Below are 23535 nucleotides of genomic sequence, written 5' to 3'. Positions count from 1 at the left end.
CATGCAAAATATGCACAACCTTGCTGGTATCATCGACGTCGATGGCGAATCCTATGAATGGGAACTCCGCCGCGAACCCCAATGGAGCGACATTGACGGGTGGAAAGGCATGGCCATCGCCTTGCAGCAGAAAGATACGCAGCGGGGCGCGCTCCTCGAATTTCCGCCGCCCAAGCGCTTGCTGAAAGGCCTGCAACGCGGTCGCCTGCAGATCAACGACGCGATCATTGCCCGTGGCATCCGCGCCGCGCTGGAAGCCGGCTGGGAGCCCACCTCGCGCGGCAAACCCATGGTGTTCACCGTCGACGCAGAGGGCAATTAAGGGGAGGGTCGGCTTTTCTGTCCGGCCCTCCCCTGCGAAAGCCACTAGCTGACCTGTTCTCCACCTTCCGCTAGACCCACCTCAAGAACCACAGGAGGGATGCCCCGATGATCGACCTGACCCGCACCCATCACAAGGGTATTGCCGTTGCCGATATCGATCGCGCCGTCGCGGACTATGGCGCGGCGCTCGGCCTGACGTTCGCACCCGTGCGCGATTTCGATCCGCTGCCTTTCTGGACGCCCGAAGACGGCCTGCGCGACCTTCGCGTGCGCGCCACCTATTCGCTGGGCGGCCCCATTCATATCGAACTGGTGCAGGGGCAGGGGCCTTTCTACGACCCCGCCAGTGCCGAAACGGCCCGCCATATCGGCGTCTGGGTCGATGATCTGCCGGCCGAAACCGCACGGTTGATCGATCTGGGCTGGACCGTCCGTGCCGCCAATGCCGCGCCCGCTGATGGCTATGGCCTCATCGCCTATCTCGCCTCGCCCGATCGCGCGCTGCTGGTCGAACTGATCTCCACTGCGCTCAAGCCCGCCATCGACGAATGGCTTGGCGAATAAGCGGAGGCGACTCGGCGGGCGGCTTGAAATTCCGCGCCATTCCGCTATTTTGTCACGATGGCCATACTTCCTATCCTTGAGGCGCCCGATCCGCGCTTGCGTACCATTTCGACCCCGGTCGAGGCGATCGACGACGATCTGCAACGGCTGATCGACGATATGTTCGAAACGATGTACGACGCGCCGGGCATCGGGCTTGCCGCGATCCAGGTCGGTGTGCCCAAGCGGGTGCTGGTCATGGACCTGCAGGAACCCGAATCCGACGCGGAGGATGCCCCCCCGGTCAAACGGCCGATGGTCTTCATCAACCCGGAAATCCTGCGCGAATCCCAGGATCTGTCGGTCTATAATGAAGGCTGCCTGTCGGTGCCGGAGCAATATGCCGAGGTGGAGCGCCCCGCGACGATCCGCGCCAGCTGGATGGATCGCGATGGCCGCATCCATGAGGAGCAGCTTGAAGGCCTGCTCGCCACTTGCCTCCAGCATGAAATGGACCATCTGGAAGGCGTGCTCTTCATCGACCATCTCTCGCGCATGAAGCGCGACATGCTGCTCAAGAAACTGACCAAGGCCCGCCGCGCCGCCTGATCCGCCATAAGGGAAAGCCCCGGTCATGCCGACCGGGGCTTTCTGTCATGTCACGCTACCCCGTCGGTATCCAGCGCATAGCCCGCCGACCGTACCGTGCGGATGATGTCCGTAAAGATGCCATCGCCATTGATCGCCTTGCGCAGGCGGCGGATATGCACGTCGACCGTGCGCAGTTCGATATCGCTATCCTGCCCCCACACGCTGTCGAGCAGTCGCTCGCGCGAGAAAACCCAGCCCGGATGCTCCAGAAAATGCTTGAGCAGCCGGAACTCGGTCGGCCCCAGCGGGATCACTTGCCCGCCACGCCGCACCTTATGCCCCACCGTGTCCATCTCGACATCGGCGAAGGTCAGCGTCTCACCGGCCAGCGCCGGACGCACCCGGCGCAGCACCGCGCCGACCCGCGCCACCAGCTCGCGGGGCGAGAAGGGCTTGGTGACATAATCGTCCGCACCGGTTTCGAGGCCACGGACGCGATCTTCTTCCTCGCCGCGCGCGGTCAGCATGATGATCGGCACATTGGCGGTGCCGGTCATCCGCCGCAGCCGACGGCACACCTCGATCCCCGACAGGCTTTCGACCATCCAGTCGAGCAGCACGATGTCGGGGACATTTTCCTGCGCCATCAACAGCGCTTCTTCGCCATCGACCGTATGGGCGACGTCGAAATCCTCGCGCTTGAAATGCCAGATGAGCAGTTCGGCCAAAGCCGCGTCATCCTCCACCAGCAGCATTTTGGCCCGTCCCATGGTCAGATCTCCGCCTGGACTTCAGTGCCGCCGCGTTCCCGCTCCGGCATGGTCTGGCCGGTCGCGGCATAATAGACCATCTCGGCGACGTTGGTGGCATGGTCGCCGATCCGCTCGATATGCTTGGCGACGAACAGCAATTGCGCGCATTCGCTGATCGTCTTGGGATTTTCGACCATGAAGGTCACCAGCGTGCGGAACACGCTATTGTAGAAATCATCCACTACCGCATCGCGATCGACCACGGCCTGCGCCAGATCAGGGTCGCGCGCGGCATAGGCGTTCAAAACATCATGCACCATTTCGGCCGCCACCTGCCCCATGGAGGGGAGGAGCGACATGGGTTCCAGCAACCGCTTGTTGGTGGCGATCAGCGGCACCCGCTTGGCGATATTCTTGGCATAGTCGCCGATCCGCTCGATCACGCTGACGATCTTGAGCGCGGCGATCACGTCGCGCAGGTCGTTGGCCATCGGCGCGCGCAGCGCGATGACTTCGATCACCAGCTTCTCGACCTCGGCCTCGATCGCGTCGATCCGCTTGTCGCCCTCGACCACCTCGGCGGCCAGCGCCAGATCCTGCCGTTGCAGCGCCAGCATCGCATTTTCGATCGCCGCTTCCGCGCGACCGCCCATTTCGGCGATCAACCCGCGCAGCCGGTCGATTTCGTCGTCAAATGCCTTGATCGTATGTTCAGCCATGTCTTGTCTCTCTCCGCCCGATCAGCCGTAACGACCGGTGATATAGTCCTTGGTCCGCTCCTGGCGCGGATTGGTGAAGATGTCCGACGTCACCCCATATTCGACCAGTTCGCCCAGATGGAAGAAGGCGGTCCGCTGCGACACGCGCGCGGCCTGCTGCATATTATGCGTGACGATCACGATCGCGTAACGGCCGCGTAGTTCGTGGATCAGTTCCTCGATCTTGGCGGTCGCGATCGGATCGAGCGCCGAACAGGGCTCGTCCATCAGAATGACTTCGGGCTCGACCGCGATCGCGCGGCCGATGCATAGCCGCTGCTGCTGCCCGCCGGACAGGGCCGTGCCGCTGTCGTGCAGCCGGTCCTTCACTTCTTCCCACAGCCCAGCGCGGCGCAGCGATTTTTCGACCACCACGTCCATGTCCGCCTTCGATGCGGCCAAGCCATGGATGCGCGGCCCATAAGCGATATTTTCGTAGATCGATTTGGGAAAGGGGTTGGGCTTCTGGAACACCATTCCCACCCGCGCGCGCAACTGCACCACGTCCATGGACGTGGCATAGATATCCTCGCCGTCCAGCGTGATCTCGCCTTCGACCCGCGCCGACGCGACCGTGTCGTTCATGCGGTTCAAGGTCCGCAGGAAGGTCGACTTGCCGCAGCCCGACGGGCCGATGAAGGCGGTGACATTGTCCATGTCGACGTCGATCGAGACGCGCTTGATCGCCTGCTTCTCGCCATAGAAGACGTTGACGTCGCGGGCCGACATTTTCGGATTGGCGATCGCCAGGTTGATTTGGTCTTGGGTCATGGGTGTGGTTACCACCGTGTTTCAAACTTGTTGCGCAGATAGATGGCGAGGCCGTTCATCGCGAGGAGGAACGCCAGCAGCACGATGATCGCCGCTGATGTCTTTTCGACAAAGCCCTTGGACACTTCGTCGGACCACAGGAAAATCTGGACGGGCAGGACGGTCGCCGGATCGCTGATTCCGCCCGGCGGGGTGGCGATGAAGGCGCGCATGCCGATCATCAGCAGCGGTGCCGTCTCGCCCAGCGCGCGGGCCATGCCGATGATCGTGCCGGTCAATATGCCGGGCAGGGCGAGCGGCAGCACATGCTGGAACACCACCTGCACGGGACTGGCCCCGATACCGAGCGCCGCGTCGCGGATGCTGGGCGGCACCGACTTGATCGCGTTACGCCCGGCGATGACGATGACCGGCATCGTCATCAGCGCCAGCGTCATGCCGCCGACCAGCGCCGCCGATCGCGGCAGGTGCAGCAGGTTGAGGAAGATCGACAGGCCGAGCAGACCGAAGATGATCGAAGGCACCGCGGCGAGGTTGTTGATCGACACTTCGATGATGTCGGTCCACCACGCCTTGGGCGCATATTCCTCCAGATAGAGCGCGGTTGCCACGCCCACCGGGAAGCTGAGCAACAGCGTCACCAGCATCGTCAGCAACGTGCCCTTGAACGCGCCCCAGATGCCGACCTGCGCCGGATCGGTGCCGTCACTGGCCGACAGGAAATTCCAGTTGAAACCGGTCGTTAGCACGCCCGCCTTTTCCATCCGCGCGACAGCGGCTTCGGCTTCGGGCGGTCCTTCGCTCTTGGCCGCCAGGTCGATGCCGGTCGAAGCGGGCAGGGCGATCGTCTCGGTCCGGCTGAGGATCGAGGGATCGGCCTTGATCGCGTCGCGGATGGTGATCCACGCGGTCGATGACAGGAGCGTATCAGCGTCCGGTCCCAACGCCTGCTTGGCGACCGTGCTGGTCACCATCGGCAGGTTCGCCTGATTGAGCGATTCGTCCGTGATCGCGGCAGGATCGAGCAGCAGCGGTGAGGCCGGGAAATCGACCGTCAGCGCAATCTCCGTCCGGGTAAAGCCGCGCAGGCCATTCCCCATCATGGTGAAGAGCAGGAAGGCGAGGAAAGCGGCGGACAGGACCACGGCGCCTAAGCCGATCAGCCGGAAGCGGCGTTCCTTGGCATAGCGCCCCGCAATCCGCTTGCGCATCGCCTCCGACTTCCAGTCGGTGGGCAGACGTTCGACGGTCATTCGTAAGCCTCGCGATATTTCTTCACGACCCGCAGGGCCACGATGTTGAGCAACAGGGTGATGATGAACAGCACCAGCCCCAGCGCGAAGGCCGCCAGCGTCTTCGCGCTGTCAAACTCCTGGTCGCCGGTCAGCAACTGGACGATCTGCGTCGTCACCGTGGTCACGCTGGAGAAAGGATTGAGCGTCAGGTTGGCGGCAAGCCCTGCGGCCATCACCACGATCATCGTCTCGCCGATCGCACGGCTGACGGCGAGCAATACGCCGCCGACGACACCCGGCAGGGCGGCGGGGATGAGAACGCGCTTGATCGTTTCGCTGGTGGTCGCACCCATCGCCAGGCTGCCGTCGCGCATCGACTGCGGCACCGCGGCAATGCTGTCATCGGCCATGGAGGAGACAAAGGGAATGATCATCACACCCATCACGAGGCCGGCCGCTAGCGCGCTTTCCGACGATGCACCGGAAATGCCCATCATCACCGCAAAGTCGCGCAGCGCCGGCGCAATGGTAAGCGCCGCGAAATAGCCATAGACGACCGTGGGCACGCCCGCGAGCATCTCCAGCGTCGGCTTCATCCAGCGGCGGACCGTGGGGCTGGCATATTGGGTCAGATAGACCGCACTCATCAGGCCCAGCGGAATGGCGACGATCATCGCGATGATGGCACCGATGAAGATCGTGCCCCAGAAGAGCGGGATCGCGCCGAACGCATCCTCATTGCCATAGCCCATGGCCGCCGATTGCGGGCTCCACTTGGTCCCAAACAGGAAATCGATCGGGTTGACCATTGAGAAGAAGCGGAAACTTTCCCACAATAGCGACGCGACGATGCCGACAGTGGTCACGATCGCCAGCAGCGATGCCACCAGCAGCAGCGCCATCACCAGCCGCTCGACCCGCGTGCGCGCCCGGAAATCGGGACGGATGCGGGTGAAGGCATAGGCACCCCCGGCAAAAGCCAGCACCAGCGCCAATATCGCGCCTGCCAGCCCGAACTTGTCGAGCGCTCGCGCATATGGCTCGACCAGCGCTTGCGAGGCGGGATTAAAGGCACCTGCCTGCATCCCCGTCGCGATCGCCCGCGCTTCGCCCAATATGGCGGAACGAGAGAAGTCGTCGAGCGGCAAAGCCTGCGCGGCCGGATCGGCCAGCACGGCCTGCGTCACCAGACTGGGTGCCACATTGGCCCACACGACCAGGAAAAGGGCAGCGGGCAGCAGCGTCCATAGCGCCACATACCAGCCATGATAGCCCGGCAGGCTGTGGACGGCGTCACGCCGCCCGGTGGTCCGTGCCACCGCCTGCAGACGCATGGCGCGGGCGCGGGCACTGACCCAGGCGATCGCGCCCAGGCCTGCCAGCAGCAGGAGGATTGCGGGTCCGGTCATGGGGTCTCGCTTATTTCAGCTGCGCGCCGTCAAGCGTGGTCAGCGCCTTGACGGTTTGTTCGTTCGCCTTGCGGACATCGTCCGGCGCGGCGACCATGCCGCGCTTGGTCAGCGCGCCGCCCGGCGCCCAATTGGTTGCAAATGCATTCAGGAAGCCCTGAAGGCCCGGAATGGCGGACATATGCGCCTTCTTCACATAGATGTAGAGCGGGCGCGCGCCAGGATATTGGCCGGACGAGACCGTCTCATAGGAAGCTTCGATCCCGTCGATCGGAATATCCTTCAGCGTGGCGCGATTTTCTTCGAGGAAGCTGAAACCGAATACGCCGACCGCATTGGGGTTCGCACCCAGCTTCTGCACGATCAGATTGTCGTTTTCGCCCGAATCGACATATTTGCCGTCCTCGCGAACGCGCGTGCAGGTCGCCTTATATTCGTCCTCGCTCTTTTCCTTGAGCGCCTCCATCGCCGGATCGCTCTGGCATCCCTTTTCCAGGATCAACTCGGCGAGCGAATCGCGCGTGCCGCTGGTCGATGGCGGGCCGAACACCGAAATCGCGATGGCGGGCAGGCTGGGGTCCACATCCTTCCAGGTCTGCGTCTTGTTCGGACCCTTGCCATAGGGATTGGCGGCCAGCGCTTCATAGACGATCTTGGGGGTCAACTTGTAGCCGGGGCCATTCTTCGCTTCGGCAAAGGCCAGCCCATCGACGCCGATCTGCACTTCGATGATGTCCTTGACGCCATTGCCTTGGCACAGGTCGAACTCGGCCTTCTTCATCCGGCGCGAGGCGTTGGCGATGTCGGGATATTGCGCGCCGACGCCGCTGCAGAACAGCTTCATGCCGCCGCCGGTGCCGGTCGATTCGATGATCGGCGACTTCATGCCGGCATTGGTCTGCACGAACAGTTCGGATGCGGCCGTAGCGAAGGGATAGACGGTGGAGGAACCGACCGCGCGGATCTGGTCGCGGGTCGCCCCCGCGCCGCCCTGATCGCCGCAAGCGGACAGGCTAAGGACGCTCAGCGCCGTGGCGGCGAGCAAGGCGAATCTCTTCACGGAAAACCTCCATCAACTAAGGCCGCGATTCGCATGTCGCCGCCCCCCATGGAGCAAGCGTCTAGCTGCGGACCATCGCGCCTTTGTGACAGTCAGGTTGCAGTTTCATGACACCGTGCCCGAAAGCGCCGATGGCCGCCGCCGTTCATCGGCCTTCGTCACCCCCTCATCGGTCGCTGGCGGCAGCAATATGGTGATCGTCGTGCCCTTGCCCAGCGTGCTGGCAATATCCAGCCGACCGCGATGCCGCTCGATAATATGTTTCACGATGGCAAGGCCAAGCCCCGTGCCGCCCATCGCGCGGCTGCGGCCCGAATCGACGCGATAGAAGCGCTCGGTCAATCGCGGCAAATGATCGGGGCCTATGCCTTCGCCCTCATCCGCCACGGCCAGTCGGGTCATGCCGCTCGGTCCCTCGGTCAGTGTGACGCGGATCGGCGTGTCGGGCCGACCATATTTCACCGAATTGCCGATCAGATTATGCACCAATTGCGACAATTGCGCGCGATCGCCAAGCACCGGGGGCAGCGAATGGGCGATCTCCATCTCCACGTCCCGCCCGCGCAAACCATGGCTGGACCGGAACACGCCGACCACTTCGGCAACCAATTCGGACAGATCGACCGCGCTGTCGGGCGCGCGATATTTTTCCGCTTCGATGCGCGAGAGCGAGATGAGATCGTCGATCAGCCGCTGCATCCGCCGCGCTTCGCCATCCATGATTTTGAGGAAACGCTGCCGCGTCTCATGGTCCTTGCCCAGTTCCGGGTCGGCCAGCGTTTCGATAAAGCCCAATATCCCCGCCAGCGGCGTGCGCAGCTCGTGGCTGGCATTGGCGACGAAATCGACGCGCATCCGCTCCGCCGCATGGGTGCCGCTATGGTCGACCAAATGCACCAGCCGCCGCATCGACGTCACCGCGCCCACTGGTGCCACCCGCATCTGCCAGCGCTGTTCGCGACTGCCGAGGCCCACCAGTTCGATCATGAACGGATCGGCCAGCGGCGCAGTGCTGGCCAGCCGTTCGGCCGCGGCGGGATGACGGATGGCGATTCGCGCATCGTCCCCCTCGATATGCGCGCCCAGCAAGCGCTGCGCCGCGCGATTGGCGCGCACGATCTTGCCCTTTTCCACCAGCATCAGCGGATCGGAAATCCCTTCCAGCAACGTCGGAAAATCGGGATGGTCGATCAAGTCGGGCTGTTCGATCGGCGGCGCGGGCTGGTCCGGCTCCGGGTCATGCCCGTGCGCCGCGATCAGCAACACGACCAGCCCCGCCAGAATCGGCAGGGCGATGCCAACAGGCGAAGCGCCAAGCAACAAGGCGCCGCCCGTGCCCAGCATAAGCACGGCCAGCGACGCGGTGATTTGGGAAATGCTGAGTCGATTCATGGTTACCGCACTGGATTTGTCGCGCAAACACTGCGAAGACCTAAGCCCAATAGCGTGCAATCATTACGCTTTGGCAAGCGCGAGATGCGGAACAGGACGATATGAGCGAGCAGATGCCCGATCAGGACGGTCCCCAGATGGACGAAACCGCCGCTGAACCGGCCGTCGCCTCGCGTCGCCAACTGTTGATGGGCGGGGCCATGGCGGCGTCCGCCATCGTCTCGATCCGCCCCGCGCTCGCCAACACCGCCGCCTCGGTCCTCAACTGCACCATTCCCGTGCCTGACAATGGCCGCGCGGGCAATTTCATCGCGCCCAACGGGCATGTGGTGCCTGCGGGCACCCCCGGCGCGTTCCCCGGCACCGGGCGCAGCTTCACCGGCGAACAGGTGAAGCAAGCCTTGCGAGGCCGTCCGCTGCCTGGCACCAGCTATCAGCAGAATCAGGCCTATCTCAATTATATCCGCCGCCTCCAATCGGGGCAGAGCGGCTTCACCTGCTACGCCTCGCTGCAGATGCCGCGCTGAAACGCCGCTTTTCCGCGACTACCCTAGCTATAACGATCAGGACGAATACGGCTTTCCCGCGTTGAAGACGTCGAACCTGCAAAGGTTCGATCCAACGCAAGGGCAGCCCCATGTTCCATTTCCGCCAACCCCCGGCGCATGCCCTGTCGGTCGCAGTCTATCTTTACGAGCCTGGCGATGGCGGGCTTGATCGGGTCGCGATCCTGCTGGCCAATCACCTCCTTCGTCGTGGCGTGCGCGTCGAACTGTGGATGGCGCGCACCGATGGGCCGACGGCGCATCTGATCGATCCGGCACTGACCGTCCGCCGCCTTCCCGCGCCCGGCGGCAACCGCCGATTGGCGATGATCGCGCAATGGCCTGCGCTGGCCCGGCTGGTCCGGCGGCACCGCCCCGACATCCTCTATTCGGCGGGCAATCAGAGCAATATGCTGGTCGCGCTCGCGGCGCTGGGCACCGCGACGCAGGCGGTCGCCCGCATTTCCAATCCGATCCAGCGCCCCGGCAGCCACGGCCTTGCTGCCCAGGCCCGGCTCCTCCGCTTTCGCACCATCGCGCGGCTCAGCGCCCTGACCATCGTGATGGGCCAGCATGATCGCGCCCTGCTGGCGGACAGCGGCCCCGTGCGCCTGCTCCCCCGTCCGACCGTCACCCCCATCATGGATAAGGCCCGCGCCGCCCGCTCGCCCCGCGATCCCGCCGCGCCCGTGCGCCTGCTGATGGTAGGCCGCCTGACCGCACAGAAGGATCAGGCAACGGCGCTCGAAGCGCTTGCGCTGCTACCCCATCTCGACTGGCAATTGACGATCGCTGGCCAGGGTCCGCTGCGCGCCGACCTTCAGGAGCAATGCGTTGCGCTTGGCATCGCCGACCGCGTGCATTTTATCGGCTTCGTCGGTGACCCGCATCAACTCGCCACGTTGATGGGCCACGCCGACCTGCTGCTCCAGCCTTCTCGCTGGGAGGGCCTCTGCGCCACCCTGATCGAAGCCCTGGCCTGCGGCGCGGGCGTGGTCGCGACCGACAGCACGCCCAACATCCACCCGGTCCTCGCCGCCGCCGCGCAGCATCCCCCGGTGCCGACCGGCGATCCCGCCGCCTTCGCCCGCGCCATCGAACGCGCGCTGCGCCAGCCCGCCGACCCCGCAACGCTCGCCGCCGCCGTGCGCGATCATCATGTCGATCGTGCGCTAGACGGCTATTGGCGCGCCTTCGCGGCCCTCGCCGATCGCCCCGAAACCCACGCCCTGCCATCGCCAGCCCTGCGTTGATACGTTAGGCACTTGGCTACGCTTCCGCGCTAGAGGGAGGCAAAGCAGCAGGGTGCCGGACTATGGACAACAGCCTATCCTATCGACGCGATCCGGCCGACGCGCTGCTTAGTTGCGCGCTCGAAGACCTGACGCTGCTCTATCATCGCCGGTCGGGCCAGACCCACATGGTCATCAGCCCGGTCCCCGAATTGCTCGACCGCATGGCCGACGGTGCCACCGTCACCGCGCAGGCGTTGCATGACCGACTAGCGCAGGACTTCGACCTCGGCCCCGCCGACGAAGCGCTCGCTGAAATCGCCACCCATCTCTATGCGCTGGCCGCGCTTGGCCTGGTGCGTCCGGCATGAACCATGCGCTGACCCTGCGCATCGGCCCCGCCACTTTCCGCATCGGCGCGGCCTGGCCCCAGCCGATCGCGCAGTTGCAACGCCTCTATGCCGCCTATCCCGATGTGACGGGGCAAGTCGCCGACTTCACCGTCCGGCTCCAGCCGACCAGCATGGTGCGCCGCTGGGTCCGCCCTTCCATCTTCATCACCGGCGACCATGGCCTTGCCGATGCCGCGCCGATGAGTCTCTCGCACGGCTTGCTGGCGGCGGAGATGGGTATGAACCTCCAGATGGCGCTCGGCTGGCGACGGCATTTGCTGCTCCATGCATCGAGCGTCGAAAAGGACGGCTGCGTGCTGGTGATGACCGGCGAGTCGGGGTCGGGCAAATCCACCCTGGCGGCGTTGCTGGGCGAGCGCGGCTGGCGCTTCATGGGCGACGAATTTGCCCTGCTTGATCTCGACAGCGGTGCGATTCTGCCTTTCCCTCGCCTCGTCAGCCTCAAGAACCGCGCGATCGATGTGGTCGCCGATACGGTCGGGCAAGCCCACATGGGTCCACTACTCGCCGCCACCGCCAAGGGCGACATCCGCCACATGGTCCCCCGCGCCGATGCCGTCGCGCGCATGGGGGAGGGGGCGATGCCGGCCCTGCTGCTCTTCCCTCGCTTCGGCCATGCGCCGGACATCCGCCCGGTCGGGCAGGGCGAAATCTTCATGCGTCTGACCCAGGCCTCGACCAACTATGTCGCACTCGGCGAACCGGCCTTCGTCGCCCTGACCCGCTTCGTGCGCGACGTGCCTGCCCGCGCCATCGACTTCCCCACGGGCGAAGACGCGATCGCCATGGTCGAACGCTTGTGGGAGGAGCGGGCATGAGCGCCGCGCTGCTGGTGCGGGCGCTGCGCGACCCTGCGTCCGTCACGACACTCGATGCAACAGGCTGGAACGGCCTGATCGCCGCAGCCCGCGCCGAACGGCTGATCGGCACGCTGGCCTTCCGCCTCGCTGAAATCGCCGTTCCGCCAGCAGTGCAACCGATCCTCGCCGACGCCCGCACCGACGCCGCCCGCGAAGCGCGCCAGGCCTTGTGGGAAGCCGACCGCGCGGTCCAGGCGCTGCGTCCCCTCGACGTGCGGGTCATCCTGCTCAAGGGCACCGCTTATGCAGCGGCCGGACTGCGCGCAGGGCAGGGGCGCTTCATCGGCGACCTCGACATACTCGTGCCGCGCGACCGGCTATCGGCGGTTGAACAGGCGCTGATCGCGGCGGGCTGGGAATGGGTGAAGAAAGACGCTTATGACGACGCCTATTATCGCCAGTGGATGCACGAACTCCCCCCGATGATCCACCGTACCCGCGACCGGATGATCGATGTGCATCACACCATCCTGCCGCTCACCGCCCGTCCCAAGCCCGATGCAGCGGCGCTGATCGCTGACGCTGAACCAATAGCCGACGGGTTATATATGCTCTCGGCGGAAGACCGCGTCTGTCACGCCGCCGCGCATATGCTGGCTGATGGTGATCTGCAGGGCGGGCTGCGCAACCTGTGGGACATATATGGCCTGCTAGCCGAATGCGATCCGAGCCTGTTGGACCAGCGCGCCGCCCACCACGGCCTGCGCGCCCATGTGCAGCAGGCGCGGCGCCTGGCGCTGGCCCTCTATGGCGACGGCGCGCGCCTGACCCTGTGGGACCACCTCGTCCGCGCCCGCCTGCTCGCCCGCGACGGCTGGGGCCGCGAAACCCGCAAGGCCCTGGTCTTCGCCTTCTTCCTGCGCTCCCACTGGCTCCGCATGCCCCCCCTGATGCTCGCCCGCCACCTCTGGACCAAATGGCGCAAGGGCCACCGGCCGACATGATATGTTCGCTGTTCCGTTCGCCCTGAGCCTGTCGAAGGGCCTTGCTTGTTCCCGCTCTACCGACATGATATGTGTATGATTCTCTAATCGGATACACATCATGCGCACCAATATCGTGATTGACGACGAACTCATGGCGCGGGCCATGCACGCGACCGGCATCAAGACCAAGAAAGAGGCCGTGGAACAGGGGCTGCGCACCCTGCTGCGCCTGAGCGAGCAAGCGGAATTGCGGTCGTTGCGCGGCGCGATCGACTGGGACGGTGATCTTGACGCCCAGCGCTGCGACGGATGATCCTCGTCGATAGCAGCGTCTGGATCGACTATTTTCGCGGTATCGCGACGCCCCAGGCCGACCGTCTCGACACTCTGTTGGGACGGGAACCCTTGCTGGTCGGCGATCTCATCCTCGCCGAAATATTACAGGGCATCAGTGCCGACCGGGAATTCGACCGCGTTCGCCGCCTGCTCCTGACCATGGATGTGATCGTCATCGGCGGGGCGGACGTGGCGATCGATGCCGCTCGGCACTTCCGCCACCTCCGCGCATTGGGCATCACTGTCCGCAAGACGATCGATACGCTGATCGCCACTCGATGCATCCGCGACGGCCATGCGCTGCTTTTCAGCGACCGTGATTTCGACCCTTTCGTTGCGCATCTGGGACTGAGGACCGCGATGGCCTAGAAGCAGGATGCGCTGCTAAGCCGCCATTTCCCTATTTCTCCTTCAATATATCCAGCGCCAGTACCGTCATCGCCTCGCTGGCCGACGCGATCACCTTGTCGGCCTGCGGTGCCCAGAAGGGGCTGTGCAACGACGGCAGCGTCGTCTGTCCCGCAGCGGCCGCGGCCATCTTGTCGGCGGGGACGCCACCCACCCAGAAGATGAAGCTGTTGATGCTCTTGTCCGCGCGATAGAAGCGGCCGAAATCCTCGCCGCCCATCACCGCCGGGGTCTTGACCACCCGGTCGTCGGTGAAATGGGCTTTCAGCACGCCTGCCATCTGTTCGGCAAATTCGGGCGGGTTGAACGTCGAGGGGGTGAACTCATCCTTCACACTCACCACCGGCATCCGGTTGTCGGGAATGCCCGCCGCGATCGCCTCGCCGCGCGCGATCCGTTCGATCCCCTTGATCAGCTTCTCGCGCGTTTCGTCCGAATAGCTGCGCACCGTCAGCAGCAACTTCGCTTCGTCGGGGATGATATTATGCTTGGCCCCGGCCTGGAAGCTGCCCACGGTCACCACGGCGGGATCTTGCGGTTCCTGCTCGCGGCTTACCAACGTCTGGAGCGATCCCACGATCCGCGATCCCAGCACGATCGGATCCTTGGTCGTTTGCGGATAAGCCCCATGGCCGCCGACGCCCTTTACGAGGATGTCCACGCTATCGACATTGGCCAGCGCAAAGCCCGGCGTATAGCCGATCTTGCCCGCCTCCAAATTGGCGGCATCATGGAAGGCGATGGCATGGGTCGGCCGGGGGAAGCGCGTATAGAGCCCATCCTCCAGCATCAGCCGCGCCCCGCGCCCAACCTCCTCGGCGGGCTGCAGGATCATGACCAGCGTGCCCTTCCAGTCATCCTTGCGCGCGGCCAGCAGCTTGGCGGTCTGGATGAAGGCGGTCATATGCGTGTCATGGCCGCAGGCGTGCATCACCCCCGTTTCGACGCCTTCGGGCGTCTTGGTGCGGACCTTGGACGCAAACTCCAGCCCCGTCTGCTCGACCACCGGCAGGCCGTCCATATCGGCGCGGATCAGCAGCACCGGGCCGGAGCCATTCTTCATCACCGCCACGACGCCCGTGCCGCCGACCTTCTCGGTCACGTCATATTTCATCGCCTTCAACCGCTTGGCGAGCTTGGCGGCGGTGTTGACTTCCTTTTCCGACAGTTCGGGGTTGGCATGCAGGTCGCGATAGAGCGCCATCAGCCCGTCCATATCCTTGGCGATCGCCGCGCCGATCTCGCTTTGCGCGGGCGGCGCTGCGACGACGGGGGCATCCGCCGTTTGGGCGGTGGCGATGGACGAAAAGCTGACGGCGGCCATGATGGCCGTAAGCGCGTGGCGCATGCTGATATGTCTCCCTTGGATCGGGGGAGCATAAGCCTATTTTGCGCCGGTTAAAAAGGGGCTGTTTCCAAGGCCACCCTTGTAAACTTGTGCATAAGAGACTATTTCACATGTGAAAGGAACGATCCGTCGCACGACGCGGCCCGATGATCATCCTCCCTGCGGCACTTCTCCTTTTTTGGCCCTGATTTTGGCCCTGCCGCCACGAACGCCCCATTCCTCGCACTAGGAGCCTGATCCATGGCCCAGACATCGGCATTCTGCCTCACCCAGCAGTCGCTCCATATCGCCCGTTCGCAGTCGGAAACCCTGCCCAACACCCGCCGGATCGCGCTTGCTGCTGCCGATGCCTGGGGCAAGGAAGCAACGCTCGCCGCCAATGCCGAACGCCGCCGCGCAACCCGCACGGTCGCTACGGAAGATGAAGCGATCGTCGCAGAATTTCAGGCCGAAGACGAAGCCGCCGCCCGCGCGGTCGGCTGACCTTTAATAGTAATCGAAGGAATGGACGATGGCCAAGAGCCAGAAGAAATCGAACAAGGAAGTGCGCAAGCCCAAGGCGGAAAAACCGCCCAAGGCCAATGCATCAAACCCATCCAGCAAGCCTGCGCCGGTCGGCATCGTGACGTTGAAGAGCTGATTGATGACGACGCAAACACCTGACGCCGCCACCACGCCAACGCCAGCACGCACCGCGCCCGGCCGACGCTTCACGCCCCGCAACGCCGTGCGCCTCGCACCTGATGCGGCGGAACGGCAGGGCCGCGTCACGCGCCTTGCTATTGAGGCGCTAGGCGCTTCCGCGGCGATCCTGTTCCTCAACAGCGAACATGACGGCCTGTCCGACCGGCCACTCCCGCTGGCAACCGCCAGCGAAGATGGCCTGCAATCGGTGCTGCGCCTGCTGGAGCCAGCGGCCGCCTGAACGAACCGGCGACGGCGCTTTATTGCGCCGTCCACCCCCCATCGATGCTCATATTCGCGCCGGTGATGTTCGCGGCGGCGTCGCTACACAGGAACAGCGCCATGGCGGCGACCTGTTCTACCGTCACAAATTCCTTGGTCGGCTGTCCCGCCAGCAGCACGTCGTTCATGACCTGCTCGCGCGTCATGCCCCGCGCCTTCATCGTGTCGGGAATCTGGTTCTCGACCAGTGGCGTCCAGACATAGCCGGGCGAAATGCAGTTGGCGGTGATCCCGAACGTCGCGACTTCCAACGCGACCGTCTTGGTGAAGCCCGCAAGCCCGTGCTTGGCGGTAACATAAGCGCTCTTGAATGGCGACGCCGCCTTGCTGTGCGCGCTCGCCGTCTGGATGATCCGCCCCCACTTCTTCGACTTCATATAGGGCACGGCCAGCCGGGTCGTGTGGAAGGCGCTGGTCAGGTTGAGCGCGATGATGAGGTTCCACTTGTCGACCGGGAAATCCTCGACCGGCGAAACATGCTGCGTGCCAGCATTGTTGATCAGGATGTCGACCCCGCCAAAGGCCTCGGCCGCCTGCGCCATCATCGCCTCGATCTCGTCAGCCTTGGTCAGGTCATGGCCGCTATAAAGCGCCTTGGCACCGCTCAGCGCCTCCAGCCCAAGCCGTTCCTTCTCGATCGCATCGGCATCGCCAAAGCCGTTGATGACGACATTCGCGCCTTCGCCCGCCAGCACCTTGGCATAAGCGAGGCCAATGCCCGACGTCGAACCCGTGATGAGGGCGGTCTTGCCTGCCAGCGACTTGCTCATGCCTTTTTCTCCTTGAGATGATCGGGGGCGTCGAGGTCAAAGGTCGAACTCTTGCCGTTCAGGATGTTGCGCGCGATCAGGTCGCCCTTGTGCATCACTTCCTCGACGGCATCGCGACCCTGCGCCCAATGGTCGAGCATGGTGGACCGCGAAAACTCAAAGTCCTTCGCCCCGCTTTCCCAATCGCGCGTGCGGTAGATGAGGTGGACGATGTTGACCGATCCGACATCAAGGATGTCGCGCAGCGTCTGCGCTTCCGGTCCGCCCTGCAAGGCGGGTGGCAACTTGTCGAGCAATGCCTTGATCGCGCCATGTTCGCGTCGCAGCCGCAGATGTTGATCGGTCACCTGGCGGGTACGGCTGGAAAACTGGATATCCTTGGCCCGCGAATAAACGTCGGTCATCTGGCGCGGCATCGGGCCTTCTGCGGGGAAAAGATCGACCTGGAATACCAGCATGTCGTCGGTCTGGTGATCGAGCACATGGGCGAGCGGCGTGTTCGACACGATGCCCCCGTCCCAATACCAGCGCCCGTCAATCTCGATCGGCGGCAGGCCAGGGGGTAGCGCGCCCGACGCCATGATGTGCCGCGCGTCGATCCGCGTATTGCCGCCGGGGCCGCGCGTATCCCAATAGGCGAAATTGCCGGTCTCGACATCGACCGCGCCGACCGACAGCCGCACCGGGCCATCGTTCAGCAGGTCCCAATTGACGCAGGCGTCCAGCGTCTCCTTGAGCGGCGCGCTGTCATAGAAGCTGATCGCACCCGTCGTGCCTTCGGGCATCATGGTCGCAGGCCATAGGCGAGGGCGGAACATGCCGGGCACCCCGAAGCTGGCGACCGTGCTGGCGGCCATCAAATGCATGGCTTCGCGGATCTGGTCGATTTCAGGCAGGATGATGTTGGGCATGCCCCCCGACACCGTGTACCAGAATTTCTTCAGGCGGCTAATCCGCCGGTGCGGTTCATTGCCCGCGATGATGGCCGCATTGATCGCGCCGATCGAAATCCCCGCGACCCAGGTGACATCGACACCTAGTTCGTCGAGTCGCTCATAGGCACCCGACTGGTAGGAACCGAGCGCACCGCCGCCCTGCAGCAAGAGCGCGACTTCGCGGGGAAGGGGGAGCGGCGTGCGCGCACGGCGCAGCGGCTTGGGGTGGATGGGGGGATCACTGTCAGCCATGTCGCACTGCAATATAGGGTTTAGGCCCGGCAATCCAACGCATATTGGCAGGTAAATTATTCACCGCCTTGCAACCCAATCACGTTGGCGACGGTTTCCAGCCGTCAGGGAATCGCGTAGGCCGCGATGGATAGAGGGAGGGCATCATGCGGCTCGACGACGAACAGGAAAGCGGCAATTTCGAAGTGCAGGACGGCCGGGGCGGGGGCGGCGGCCTTGGCGGCGGCTTGGGCATGCTCTTGCCGCTCATCGGCAGCCGCTTTGGCTGTGGCGGCATCGCCGTGGTTTTGGTCATCATGGTGGTGATGGGCATGAACCCGCTGAGCCTGATCGGCGGAGGCGGCGGTGGCCAGTCGGTGCAGACGGAGCGCCCGGCGACGACTGAACTGACCGACATCCAGCGCACCTCGCTCAGGGTCCTCGGATCGACCGAGCGCCGCTGGGCGGACATCTTCAAGGCAGAGGGGCAGCAATATCCGCCGCCCACCTTGGTCTTCTACACCCAAAACGGCCAGTCGGGCTGCGGCGCGGCACAATCGGCGATGGGACCATTCTACTGCCCGGCCGATCAGCGCATCTATATCGACACCGACTTCTTCAACGAGATGGAAAGTCGCTTCAACGCGCCGGGCGACTTCCCGATCGGCTATATCATCGCGCATGAAGTAGGCCATCATATCCAGACCATCACCGGCACCGCCGACAAGGTCCGCGCCGCCCAAAGCCGGGCCAGCGAGGCGGAGGGCAACGCGCTCCAGGTCAAGATGGAGTTGCAGGCCGACTGCTATGCCGGCGTCTGGGCCGCGCGCGATACCAATTTGATGGAAGCGGGCGATCTGGAAGAAGGCATGCGCGCCGCCGAAGCGATCGGCGATGATACGCTGCAAAAGGCGGCCGGGCGTCGACCCGTGCCTGAGAGCTTTACGCATGGCAGCGGCGCGCAGCGTATGCTCTGGCTCCGCAAGGGCCTGTCGACCGGCGACCCGGCTCAGTGCGACACGTTCAGCGGCGCGATCTGACTGTCATTCCGCGTTGGGCGATCCCGGCGGCGCGGAACGGGACGAAAAGATCGGCCCGCTTGCTGCCGTAGGCATATTTCCACTTGGCACGATCAGCGGCTGGCCCGCGCCCGGAAGCGGCTGTCCATAATCGGGCATCGCCGAGACGGGTTGCGCTTCGGGCATGACAATGGGAGGTGATGGCGGGACCGGCGTGACTGGCGCGGGGGTCGCCGCCGCCACGGCGCTTGTCTCCGCTGCAGGCTGCGGCTTGGGCACCACCGCTTCCACGACCATGACAAGCAAGGGCGCGCCCAACAAGGTGGCAATGGCAAAGTTGCGATAGAGCATGGAGCCGTCCCAAATCCCGACGATAATGCAGTCTGCATTTAAGGATCAGAGGTAAAGAAACTGCTGCCCTACCAGGCAACGTGCCATTTCAATGATGGTCGAGCTTCTTGAGCAGCGCCATCATATCGTCGGGCAAACTGTCGCGCGGCGGACTGTAGGTCTTGCGCAAGGCATTGCCGATCCCCTCATAAGGGGCGGGCAGCGCCACGGTGACGATCCGGCCTTTGTCGCCGTCTCCACCGGTTGCCGATCGGCAAGCATATTTGCGCTGCATTTCCATAATCCACAGAACGGTCGTCGGGCCAAAAAGTTGCTGGCATTCGTCGCATGGTCACGCGATAGCCCGCGCAAAGACGGGAGAGAGTGCGTGACGGACTGGCCGCAGACACAAGCACGGATACGGGCACATTCGCCCTTTTTGGCGCGGGTGCTGGATCGCTTGCCGATGCTGGCCGACTGCCTGGCGACGGGTGATTTCGACGCAGCGTTGGCCATGGCCCATGCGGCGGGCAGCCCGGAGGACGGGGTAGCCCGATCGCTGCGGCGGCGGCGTAACGCCATCGCCCTGACAGTTGCGGCCGCCGACCTGTCGGGGGCGTGGGATCTGGACCGGGTCAGCCGCACCCTGTCTGACTTTGCCGACACGGCCGTGGACGAGGCGCTCGCTGCCGCCATGCAGGAACGCTATCCCGATATGGCCCACCGCGGATTCGTAGTGCTGGCGCTCGGCAAGCATGGCAGCCGCGAACTCAATTATTCCTCCGACATCGACCCGATTCTCCTCTACGATCCGGCGACCTTGCCGCATCGCGATCGTGAGGATGTTGCCGATGCCGCCGTGCGAATCGCGCGGCGGATGACCGAATTGCTGAGCGCGCCCGATGGCGACGGCTATGTCTTTCGCGTCGATCTGCGGCTGCGCCCGTCACCCGAAGCGACGCCGATCGCGCTGCCGGTGGAGGCGGCGATCGGCTATTATGAATCGATGGCGGTCGGCTGGGAACAGGCCGCTTTCATCCGTGCGCGTGCCGCGGCAGGCGACATGGAACTGGGCGACTATTTCCTGCGCCAGATCCGCCCCTTCGTGTGGCGGCGCAGCCTCGACTTCGGCGCGATCGATGCCATTGTCGACATCAGCCGCCGCATCCGCGACCATTATGCGCAGGGACAGGCGTTCGGCCTGGGCTATGATCTGAAGCGGGGTCGTGGCGGCATCCGCGAGGTCGAATTTTTCGCGCAGGTGCATCAGTTGATCCATGGCGGGCGCAATCCTGCGCTGCGGTCGGGCAATACGCGCGAAGCGCTGGCGGCGCTGGCCGACGCGGGCGTGATCGACCCTGACGTCACCGCGCGGCTTGATGCCGCCTATATTCAATTCCGCACCATCGAACATCGACTGCAAATGGTCGAGGATCTCCAGACCCACGAACTGCCCAAGACCGACGCCGCGCTCGACAATGTCGCACGGCTGCATGGCTTTGCCGATGGTCCGGCGCTGCTCGCCCTGCTGACCCCGCATGTCGAATGGGTCGGACGCAATTATGACCGGCTGACGCCGCAGACCGACGACACATTGCTGTCCCATGACGAGGACCGGCTCAAGGACCAGTTGCTCGCCATGGGCTTTGTCGATGCCGATACGCCGCTCGCCCGCATCGCCCGCTGGCGGGGCGGCACGATTCGTGCGCTGCGCAGCGGTCCCTCGCGCGAGGCGCTGGAGGCGCTGCTGCCCGGCCTGATGCGTGCGATCGCCAAGGCACCCGACACCGACCGCGCGCTCAACCGGCTCGACGACATGATTGCTAGACTGCCGAGCGCCATAAACTTCTTCAAGCTGCTCGCCGCCCGGCCGGCTTTGGTCGAACTGCTCGCCGAGATACTAAGCCATGCCCCAACGCTGGCCGATGCGCTCGCCCGCCGGGTCGAACTGATCGACGGGCTGATCGACGCCACCGCCTTCGACCCGCCGCCCTCGGTTGAAGGGCTGACCGCCCAGCTTGGCGCGCTGGAGCCGGGCGAGGATTATCAGGCGTTGCTCGACCGCGTGCGCCAGCGAGTAGGCGATCGCCGCTTCGCGCTGGGGGTACAGATCATCCGCGGCGGCGATCCGCTCGAAGCCGCGCGCGGCTATGGTCGCGTGGCTGAGGCTGCGATCGAGACATTGGCCAATGCCACCATCACCGAGTTCGAAGCCGCGCATGGCCGGGTGCCGGGCGGCGAACTGGTGATATTGGCGCTGGGCCGGATGGGCGGCGGTTTGTTGACCCATGCCTCCGACCTTGATCTCATCTATCTCTTCACCGGCGATTTCCAGACGGAGTCCGACGGTGCCCGGCCGCTCGGTGCGACGCTCTATTTCAACCGTCTGGCCCAGCGCGTCACCAACGCGCTGTCAGTCCATACCGCCTCTGGCCCGCTTTATGAGGTCGATACAAGGCTGCGGCCATCGGGCGCGCAGGGGCTGCTGGCGGTCAGTTTCGACAGTTTCGCCAAATATGAGCGCGAGGCCGCCTGGACCTGGGAGCATCTCGCGCTCACCCGCGCCCGGCCGGTGTTCGGATCACCAGCGGCCCGCGCCGCGCTGAAGGCCATCCTCACCGAGACATTGCATCGCCCCCGCGACTTCGATGAGCTGGCGCGGCAGGCGGTGCAGATGCGGCGGGACATCGCCACCCACAAACCGCCCGCCAGCGACCTCGATGTCAAGCTGGTGCCCGGTGGCCTCGTCGATCTCGAATTTCTGATCCACGTATCGCAGTTCCGCCACGGCATGGCATTCGACCCGGATCTGGGCAAAGCGCTGGCGGACCTCGTCGCTGCAGGTCATCTCTCCGCCGATCTCATCGCCGCGCATGACCTCATTACCCGCTATCTCGTGGTGTCGCGCTTGGTCTCGCCCGGATCGACCGAACCGGCCGAAGCGACCCGCCCGCTCGTCGCGCGCGCCTGCGGGGCTGACCATTGGGACAGTCTGCTTGAAAGCTATGCGCAGGCGCGGCAAAGCGTCGGTCAGGCCTGGGCCGCGCTCGCCGCGCCCTATTGGGAGGATATATGATGCTGGAACAGGGCGACCCCATCCCCACGGGGACGATCAAGGACGCAGACGGCGTGGAATTCACGCTGGCCCGCTATGCGGGCAAGCCGCTCGTCGTCTATTTCTATCCCAAGGCGGACACGCCGGGCTGCACCAACGAAGCGAAGGATTTTACCGCGCTGGCCGACGAATTTGCGGCAGCGGGTGTGCCAGTCGTCGGCGTGTCGAAGGACAAGCCCGCCAAGCTGCGCAAATTCGCCGACAAATATGGCCTGTCGGTAATCCTGGCCTCCGACGAAGAAGGCACGCTGTGCGAAGCCTTCGGCACCTGGGTCGAAAAATCCATGTATGGCCGCTCCTATATGGGCATCGAGCGCGACACCTTCCTGTTCGACGCCGATGGCCGCCTGCAGCGTGTCTGGCTCAAGGTGAAGGTCAAGGGCCACGCGCAGGAGGTGCTTGAGGCAGCGCAGGCGCTTTGAGCCTGCCTGCTGGCGTTGCCAGCGTGGGTGCAGCCTGTGCCCATGTCCTGCTGACCGCCGATCCCATCGCCAAGCTCATGGCCGCCCGCGCGACCGCGCGGGCGTGGCGGCTGGGACATCTGGCTCCTCATTTCGATGTGGCCATGCCCGATCGACCCGCGCGGCCGACGACACCGGAATTACTGCCGCCAGCCCAGATGCCCCGGCGCGGCAAGATCGGCTCGGAACGGGCGCGGATCGCCATGATCCACGCGCTCGCCCATATCGAATTTGTCGCAATCGACTTGGCTTTCGACCTGATCGGCCGCTTCGGCGCACAGTTCCCGCCCGCCTTCACGGACGAGTGGATGCGCGTCGGGGCGGACGAAGCGATGCACTTCGCGTTGCTCGACCGGCGGCTGCGCCAGATGGGCAGCCATTATGGCGCGCTGCCTGCGCATGACGGCCTATGGCAGGCGGCCACCGAAACGGCGGAGGACGCGCTTGCCCGCCTTGCCATCGTGCCCATGGTGCTGGAAGCGCGCGCGCTCGACATCACACCCGCGACGGTCGAGCGGTTCGACCAAGCGGGCGATGAACCCACCGTCAAAATCCTGCGCCGGATATTGATCGATGAGATTCGCCATGTCCAAGCCGGGACGAACTGGTTTGTCACGGAGGCGAACCGACGGAACCTAAATCCACCGATTCATTACCAAATGCTGGTGAAGCGCCATTTTCGGGGTAGCGTTAAGCCGCCGTTCAACGACTCGGCGCGTCGACAGGCCGGTTTGACCCGCGAATTCTACGCCGCGCTTGCAACCTGACCGGCAATTTGCAGTCTATGTCTGGCGGGGGCGATCTA

The 23535-nt window shown here is 64.5% G+C and carries 29 protein-coding genes; 17 read left to right on the top strand and 12 right to left on the bottom strand.

What is annotated here, in order from left to right:
* Position 1: 1 nt before the first annotated feature.
* The 3 genes from SxD43FB_RS04180 to def all read left to right on the top strand — a co-directional run bounded on the left by SxD43FB_RS04180 (position 2) and on the right by def (position 1476).
* A complete protein-coding gene (locus tag SxD43FB_RS04180) occupies positions 2 to 322 on the top strand; it encodes a hypothetical protein (protein ID WP_096061109.1) in 321 nt (106 codons plus the stop codon).
* Positions 323 to 429: 107 nt separating this feature from the next.
* Positions 430 to 888: a VOC family protein gene (locus tag SxD43FB_RS04175; protein ID WP_096061108.1), complete on the top strand. Its 459-nt coding sequence runs from the start codon at positions 430 to 432 to the stop codon at positions 886 to 888.
* Between the two features lie 57 nt (positions 889 to 945).
* Complete coding sequence (gene def, locus SxD43FB_RS04170; RefSeq protein ID WP_096061107.1) at positions 946 to 1476, top strand: peptide deformylase; 531 nt, start codon at positions 946 to 948, stop codon at positions 1474 to 1476.
* 50 nt (positions 1477 to 1526) lie between these two features.
* Here the strand turns inward: def and phoB are convergent, their stop codons facing one another.
* From phoB to SxD43FB_RS04135, 7 genes are all read right to left on the bottom strand, one after another.
* Positions 1527 to 2228 (bottom strand): phosphate regulon transcriptional regulator PhoB, encoded by a 702-nt coding sequence (phoB, locus tag SxD43FB_RS04165; protein WP_096061106.1) that lies wholly within the window; start codon positions 2226 to 2228, stop codon positions 1527 to 1529.
* Positions 2229 to 2230: 2 nt separating this feature from the next.
* Positions 2231 to 2929: a phosphate signaling complex protein PhoU gene (phoU, locus tag SxD43FB_RS04160; RefSeq protein ID WP_096061105.1), complete on the bottom strand. Its 699-nt coding sequence runs from the start codon at positions 2927 to 2929 to the stop codon at positions 2231 to 2233.
* 21 nt (positions 2930 to 2950) lie between these two features.
* Positions 2951 to 3739 (bottom strand): phosphate ABC transporter ATP-binding protein PstB, encoded by a 789-nt coding sequence (pstB, locus tag SxD43FB_RS04155; protein ID WP_096061104.1) that lies wholly within the window; start codon positions 3737 to 3739, stop codon positions 2951 to 2953.
* Positions 3740 to 3747: 8 nt separating this feature from the next.
* Positions 3748 to 4992, bottom strand: a complete 1245-nt coding sequence (gene pstA / locus SxD43FB_RS04150) for a phosphate ABC transporter permease PstA (protein ID WP_096061103.1) — start codon at positions 4990 to 4992, stop codon at positions 3748 to 3750.
* Positions 4989 to 6383, bottom strand: coding sequence for a phosphate ABC transporter permease subunit PstC (pstC, locus tag SxD43FB_RS04145; RefSeq protein WP_096061102.1), 1395 nt, complete (start codon positions 6381 to 6383; stop codon positions 4989 to 4991). The genes pstA and pstC overlap by 4 nt, the downstream gene beginning before the upstream one ends.
* 10 nt (positions 6384 to 6393) lie before the next feature.
* The gene (locus tag SxD43FB_RS04140) at positions 6394 to 7443 is read right to left on the bottom strand and encodes a substrate-binding domain-containing protein (protein WP_096061101.1); all 1050 of its coding nucleotides are present in this window, start codon (positions 7441 to 7443) and stop codon (positions 6394 to 6396) included.
* Between the two features lie 105 nt (positions 7444 to 7548).
* Positions 7549 to 8835, bottom strand: coding sequence for an ATP-binding protein (locus SxD43FB_RS04135; protein ID WP_096061100.1), 1287 nt, complete (start codon positions 8833 to 8835; stop codon positions 7549 to 7551).
* 101 nt (positions 8836 to 8936) lie between these two features.
* On the opposite strand from SxD43FB_RS04135, the gene SxD43FB_RS04130 reads away from it, so the two are divergent.
* The 7 genes from SxD43FB_RS04130 (at position 8937) to SxD43FB_RS04100 (ending at position 13516) form a co-directional block, all read left to right on the top strand.
* Positions 8937 to 9362, top strand: coding sequence for a hypothetical protein (locus SxD43FB_RS04130; protein ID WP_069066074.1), 426 nt, complete (start codon positions 8937 to 8939; stop codon positions 9360 to 9362).
* Positions 9363 to 9472: 110 nt separating this feature from the next.
* Positions 9473 to 10633 carry a glycosyltransferase gene (locus SxD43FB_RS04125; RefSeq protein WP_096061099.1) on the top strand — a complete coding sequence of 387 codons (1161 nt, stop codon included), beginning with the start codon at positions 9473 to 9475 and terminating at the stop codon, positions 10631 to 10633.
* A gap of 62 nt (positions 10634 to 10695) precedes the next feature.
* Positions 10696 to 10983: an HPr-rel-A system PqqD family peptide chaperone gene (locus SxD43FB_RS04120; protein WP_096061098.1), complete on the top strand. Its 288-nt coding sequence runs from the start codon at positions 10696 to 10698 to the stop codon at positions 10981 to 10983.
* Positions 10980 to 11843 (top strand): HprK-related kinase A, encoded by an 864-nt coding sequence (locus tag SxD43FB_RS04115; RefSeq protein WP_096061097.1) that lies wholly within the window; start codon positions 10980 to 10982, stop codon positions 11841 to 11843. Before SxD43FB_RS04120 ends, SxD43FB_RS04115 begins: the two co-directional genes overlap by 4 nt.
* Positions 11840 to 12829, top strand: coding sequence for a nucleotidyltransferase family protein (locus tag SxD43FB_RS04110; protein ID WP_096061096.1), 990 nt, complete (start codon positions 11840 to 11842; stop codon positions 12827 to 12829). Before SxD43FB_RS04115 ends, SxD43FB_RS04110 begins: the two co-directional genes overlap by 4 nt.
* A gap of 100 nt (positions 12830 to 12929) precedes the next feature.
* Positions 12930 to 13124, top strand: a complete 195-nt coding sequence (locus SxD43FB_RS04105; protein WP_096061095.1) for a type II toxin-antitoxin system VapB family antitoxin — start codon at positions 12930 to 12932, stop codon at positions 13122 to 13124.
* Positions 13121 to 13516, top strand: coding sequence for a PIN domain nuclease (locus tag SxD43FB_RS04100; protein WP_096061094.1), 396 nt, complete (start codon positions 13121 to 13123; stop codon positions 13514 to 13516). The genes SxD43FB_RS04105 and SxD43FB_RS04100 overlap by 4 nt, the downstream gene beginning before the upstream one ends.
* A gap of 31 nt (positions 13517 to 13547) precedes the next feature.
* Here the strand turns inward: SxD43FB_RS04100 and SxD43FB_RS04095 are convergent, their stop codons facing one another.
* Positions 13548 to 14903, bottom strand: a complete 1356-nt coding sequence (locus SxD43FB_RS04095) for an amidohydrolase (protein ID WP_096061093.1) — start codon at positions 14901 to 14903, stop codon at positions 13548 to 13550.
* A gap of 240 nt (positions 14904 to 15143) precedes the next feature.
* Here SxD43FB_RS04095 and SxD43FB_RS04090 point away from each other — a divergent pair, with 240 nt between their 5' ends.
* The 3 genes from SxD43FB_RS04090 to SxD43FB_RS04085 are packed head-to-tail and all read left to right on the top strand — an operon-like array spanning position 15144 to position 15828.
* Entirely contained in the window at positions 15144 to 15386 is a 243-nt protein-coding gene (locus SxD43FB_RS04090; RefSeq protein ID WP_255245596.1) for a hypothetical protein, read from the top strand.
* Between the two features lie 28 nt (positions 15387 to 15414).
* The gene (locus tag SxD43FB_RS25810) at positions 15415 to 15543 is read left to right on the top strand and encodes a hypothetical protein (protein ID WP_255245595.1); all 129 of its coding nucleotides are present in this window, start codon (positions 15415 to 15417) and stop codon (positions 15541 to 15543) included.
* A 3-nt stretch (positions 15544 to 15546) separates the two neighbouring features.
* Positions 15547 to 15828: a hypothetical protein gene (locus SxD43FB_RS04085; RefSeq protein ID WP_069066081.1), complete on the top strand. Its 282-nt coding sequence runs from the start codon at positions 15547 to 15549 to the stop codon at positions 15826 to 15828.
* A 19-nt stretch (positions 15829 to 15847) separates the two neighbouring features.
* Here the strand turns inward: SxD43FB_RS04085 and SxD43FB_RS04080 are convergent, their stop codons facing one another.
* Together SxD43FB_RS04080 and SxD43FB_RS04075 are read right to left on the bottom strand one after the other, a co-directional pair.
* Positions 15848 to 16639, bottom strand: coding sequence for a 3-hydroxybutyrate dehydrogenase (locus tag SxD43FB_RS04080; protein WP_096061092.1), 792 nt, complete (start codon positions 16637 to 16639; stop codon positions 15848 to 15850).
* The gene (locus SxD43FB_RS04075) at positions 16636 to 17826 is read right to left on the bottom strand and encodes a DUF3734 domain-containing protein (RefSeq protein ID WP_096061091.1); all 1191 of its coding nucleotides are present in this window, start codon (positions 17824 to 17826) and stop codon (positions 16636 to 16638) included. The genes SxD43FB_RS04080 and SxD43FB_RS04075 overlap by 4 nt, the downstream gene beginning before the upstream one ends.
* A 146-nt stretch (positions 17827 to 17972) precedes the next feature.
* Here SxD43FB_RS04075 and SxD43FB_RS04070 point away from each other — a divergent pair, with 146 nt between their 5' ends.
* Positions 17973 to 18845 (top strand): neutral zinc metallopeptidase, encoded by an 873-nt coding sequence (locus SxD43FB_RS04070; protein WP_096061090.1) that lies wholly within the window; start codon positions 17973 to 17975, stop codon positions 18843 to 18845.
* Positions 18846 to 18848: 3 nt separating this feature from the next.
* Here SxD43FB_RS04070 and SxD43FB_RS04065 read toward each other — a convergent pair whose 3' ends face one another.
* Entirely contained in the window at positions 18849 to 19175 is a 327-nt protein-coding gene (locus SxD43FB_RS04065; RefSeq protein WP_096061089.1) for a hypothetical protein, read from the bottom strand.
* 88 nt (positions 19176 to 19263) lie between these two features.
* The gene (locus SxD43FB_RS04060; RefSeq protein WP_333973896.1) at positions 19264 to 19449 is read right to left on the bottom strand and encodes a hypothetical protein; all 186 of its coding nucleotides are present in this window, start codon (positions 19447 to 19449) and stop codon (positions 19264 to 19266) included.
* A 93-nt stretch (positions 19450 to 19542) separates the two neighbouring features.
* Between SxD43FB_RS04060 and SxD43FB_RS04055 the strand changes: the two genes are divergently transcribed.
* The 3 genes from SxD43FB_RS04055 to SxD43FB_RS04045 are packed head-to-tail and all read left to right on the top strand — an operon-like array spanning position 19543 to position 23497.
* Entirely contained in the window at positions 19543 to 22230 is a 2688-nt protein-coding gene (locus SxD43FB_RS04055; RefSeq protein WP_096061088.1) for a bifunctional [glutamine synthetase] adenylyltransferase/[glutamine synthetase]-adenylyl-L-tyrosine phosphorylase, read from the top strand.
* Positions 22230 to 22691: a thioredoxin-dependent thiol peroxidase gene (gene bcp, locus SxD43FB_RS04050; protein WP_096061207.1), complete on the top strand. Its 462-nt coding sequence runs from the start codon at positions 22230 to 22232 to the stop codon at positions 22689 to 22691. Before SxD43FB_RS04055 ends, bcp begins: the two co-directional genes overlap by 1 nt.
* A complete protein-coding gene (locus tag SxD43FB_RS04045; protein ID WP_096061087.1) occupies positions 22688 to 23497 on the top strand; it encodes a ferritin-like domain-containing protein in 810 nt (269 codons plus the stop codon). The genes bcp and SxD43FB_RS04045 overlap by 4 nt, the downstream gene beginning before the upstream one ends.
* Positions 23498 to 23535 lie beyond the last annotated feature (38 nt).

Source organism: Sphingobium sp. D43FB, from assembly GCF_002312805.1.
GTDB lineage: Bacteria > Pseudomonadota > Alphaproteobacteria > Sphingomonadales > Sphingomonadaceae > Sphingobium.
Note: the sequence above shows the minus strand (reverse complement) of the source record. Positions and strands in the feature narration are given on the sequence as shown.

Excerpts from the sequence above, each read along its gene's own strand:
- SxD43FB_RS25810 (WP_255245595.1), top strand. The coding sequence starts at position 15,415 with ATGGCCAAGAGCCAGAAGAAATCGAACAAGGAAGTGCGCAAGCCCAAG.
- SxD43FB_RS04075 (WP_096061091.1), bottom strand. The coding sequence starts at position 17,826 with ATGGCTGACAGTGATCCCCCCATCCACCCCAAGCCGCTGCGCCGTGCG.
- SxD43FB_RS04060 (WP_333973896.1), bottom strand. The coding sequence starts at position 19,449 with ATGCAGCGCAAATATGCTTGCCGATCGGCAACCGGTGGAGACGGCGAC.
- SxD43FB_RS04065 (WP_096061089.1), bottom strand. The coding sequence starts at position 19,175 with ATGCTCTATCGCAACTTTGCCATTGCCACCTTGTTGGGCGCGCCCTTG.
- SxD43FB_RS04130 (WP_069066074.1), top strand. The coding sequence starts at position 8,937 with ATGAGCGAGCAGATGCCCGATCAGGACGGTCCCCAGATGGACGAAACC.
- SxD43FB_RS04180 (WP_096061109.1), top strand. The coding sequence starts at position 2 with ATGCAAAATATGCACAACCTTGCTGGTATCATCGACGTCGATGGCGAA.
- SxD43FB_RS04070 (WP_096061090.1), top strand. The coding sequence starts at position 17,973 with ATGCGGCTCGACGACGAACAGGAAAGCGGCAATTTCGAAGTGCAGGAC.
- phoU (WP_096061105.1), bottom strand. The coding sequence starts at position 2,929 with ATGGCTGAACATACGATCAAGGCATTTGACGACGAAATCGACCGGCTG.
- SxD43FB_RS04100 (WP_096061094.1), top strand. The coding sequence starts at position 13,121 with ATGATCCTCGTCGATAGCAGCGTCTGGATCGACTATTTTCGCGGTATC.
- SxD43FB_RS04135 (WP_096061100.1), bottom strand. The coding sequence starts at position 8,835 with ATGAATCGACTCAGCATTTCCCAAATCACCGCGTCGCTGGCCGTGCTT.
- SxD43FB_RS04095 (WP_096061093.1), bottom strand. The coding sequence starts at position 14,903 with ATGCGCCACGCGCTTACGGCCATCATGGCCGCCGTCAGCTTTTCGTCC.
- SxD43FB_RS04085 (WP_069066081.1), top strand. The coding sequence starts at position 15,547 with ATGACGACGCAAACACCTGACGCCGCCACCACGCCAACGCCAGCACGC.
- bcp (WP_096061207.1), top strand. The coding sequence starts at position 22,230 with ATGCTGGAACAGGGCGACCCCATCCCCACGGGGACGATCAAGGACGCA.
- SxD43FB_RS04175 (WP_096061108.1), top strand. The coding sequence starts at position 430 with ATGATCGACCTGACCCGCACCCATCACAAGGGTATTGCCGTTGCCGAT.
- pstC (WP_096061102.1), bottom strand. The coding sequence starts at position 6,383 with ATGACCGGACCCGCAATCCTCCTGCTGCTGGCAGGCCTGGGCGCGATC.
- SxD43FB_RS04105 (WP_096061095.1), top strand. The coding sequence starts at position 12,930 with ATGCGCACCAATATCGTGATTGACGACGAACTCATGGCGCGGGCCATG.
- SxD43FB_RS04125 (WP_096061099.1), top strand. The coding sequence starts at position 9,473 with ATGTTCCATTTCCGCCAACCCCCGGCGCATGCCCTGTCGGTCGCAGTC.
- pstB (WP_096061104.1), bottom strand. The coding sequence starts at position 3,739 with ATGACCCAAGACCAAATCAACCTGGCGATCGCCAATCCGAAAATGTCG.
- phoB (WP_096061106.1), bottom strand. The coding sequence starts at position 2,228 with ATGGGACGGGCCAAAATGCTGCTGGTGGAGGATGACGCGGCTTTGGCC.
- SxD43FB_RS04090 (WP_255245596.1), top strand. The coding sequence starts at position 15,144 with ATGGCCCAGACATCGGCATTCTGCCTCACCCAGCAGTCGCTCCATATC.
- SxD43FB_RS04080 (WP_096061092.1), bottom strand. The coding sequence starts at position 16,639 with ATGAGCAAGTCGCTGGCAGGCAAGACCGCCCTCATCACGGGTTCGACG.
- SxD43FB_RS04110 (WP_096061096.1), top strand. The coding sequence starts at position 11,840 with ATGAGCGCCGCGCTGCTGGTGCGGGCGCTGCGCGACCCTGCGTCCGTC.
- SxD43FB_RS04115 (WP_096061097.1), top strand. The coding sequence starts at position 10,980 with ATGAACCATGCGCTGACCCTGCGCATCGGCCCCGCCACTTTCCGCATC.
- SxD43FB_RS04120 (WP_096061098.1), top strand. The coding sequence starts at position 10,696 with ATGGACAACAGCCTATCCTATCGACGCGATCCGGCCGACGCGCTGCTT.
- def (WP_096061107.1), top strand. The coding sequence starts at position 946 with ATGGCCATACTTCCTATCCTTGAGGCGCCCGATCCGCGCTTGCGTACC.
- pstA (WP_096061103.1), bottom strand. The coding sequence starts at position 4,992 with ATGACCGTCGAACGTCTGCCCACCGACTGGAAGTCGGAGGCGATGCGC.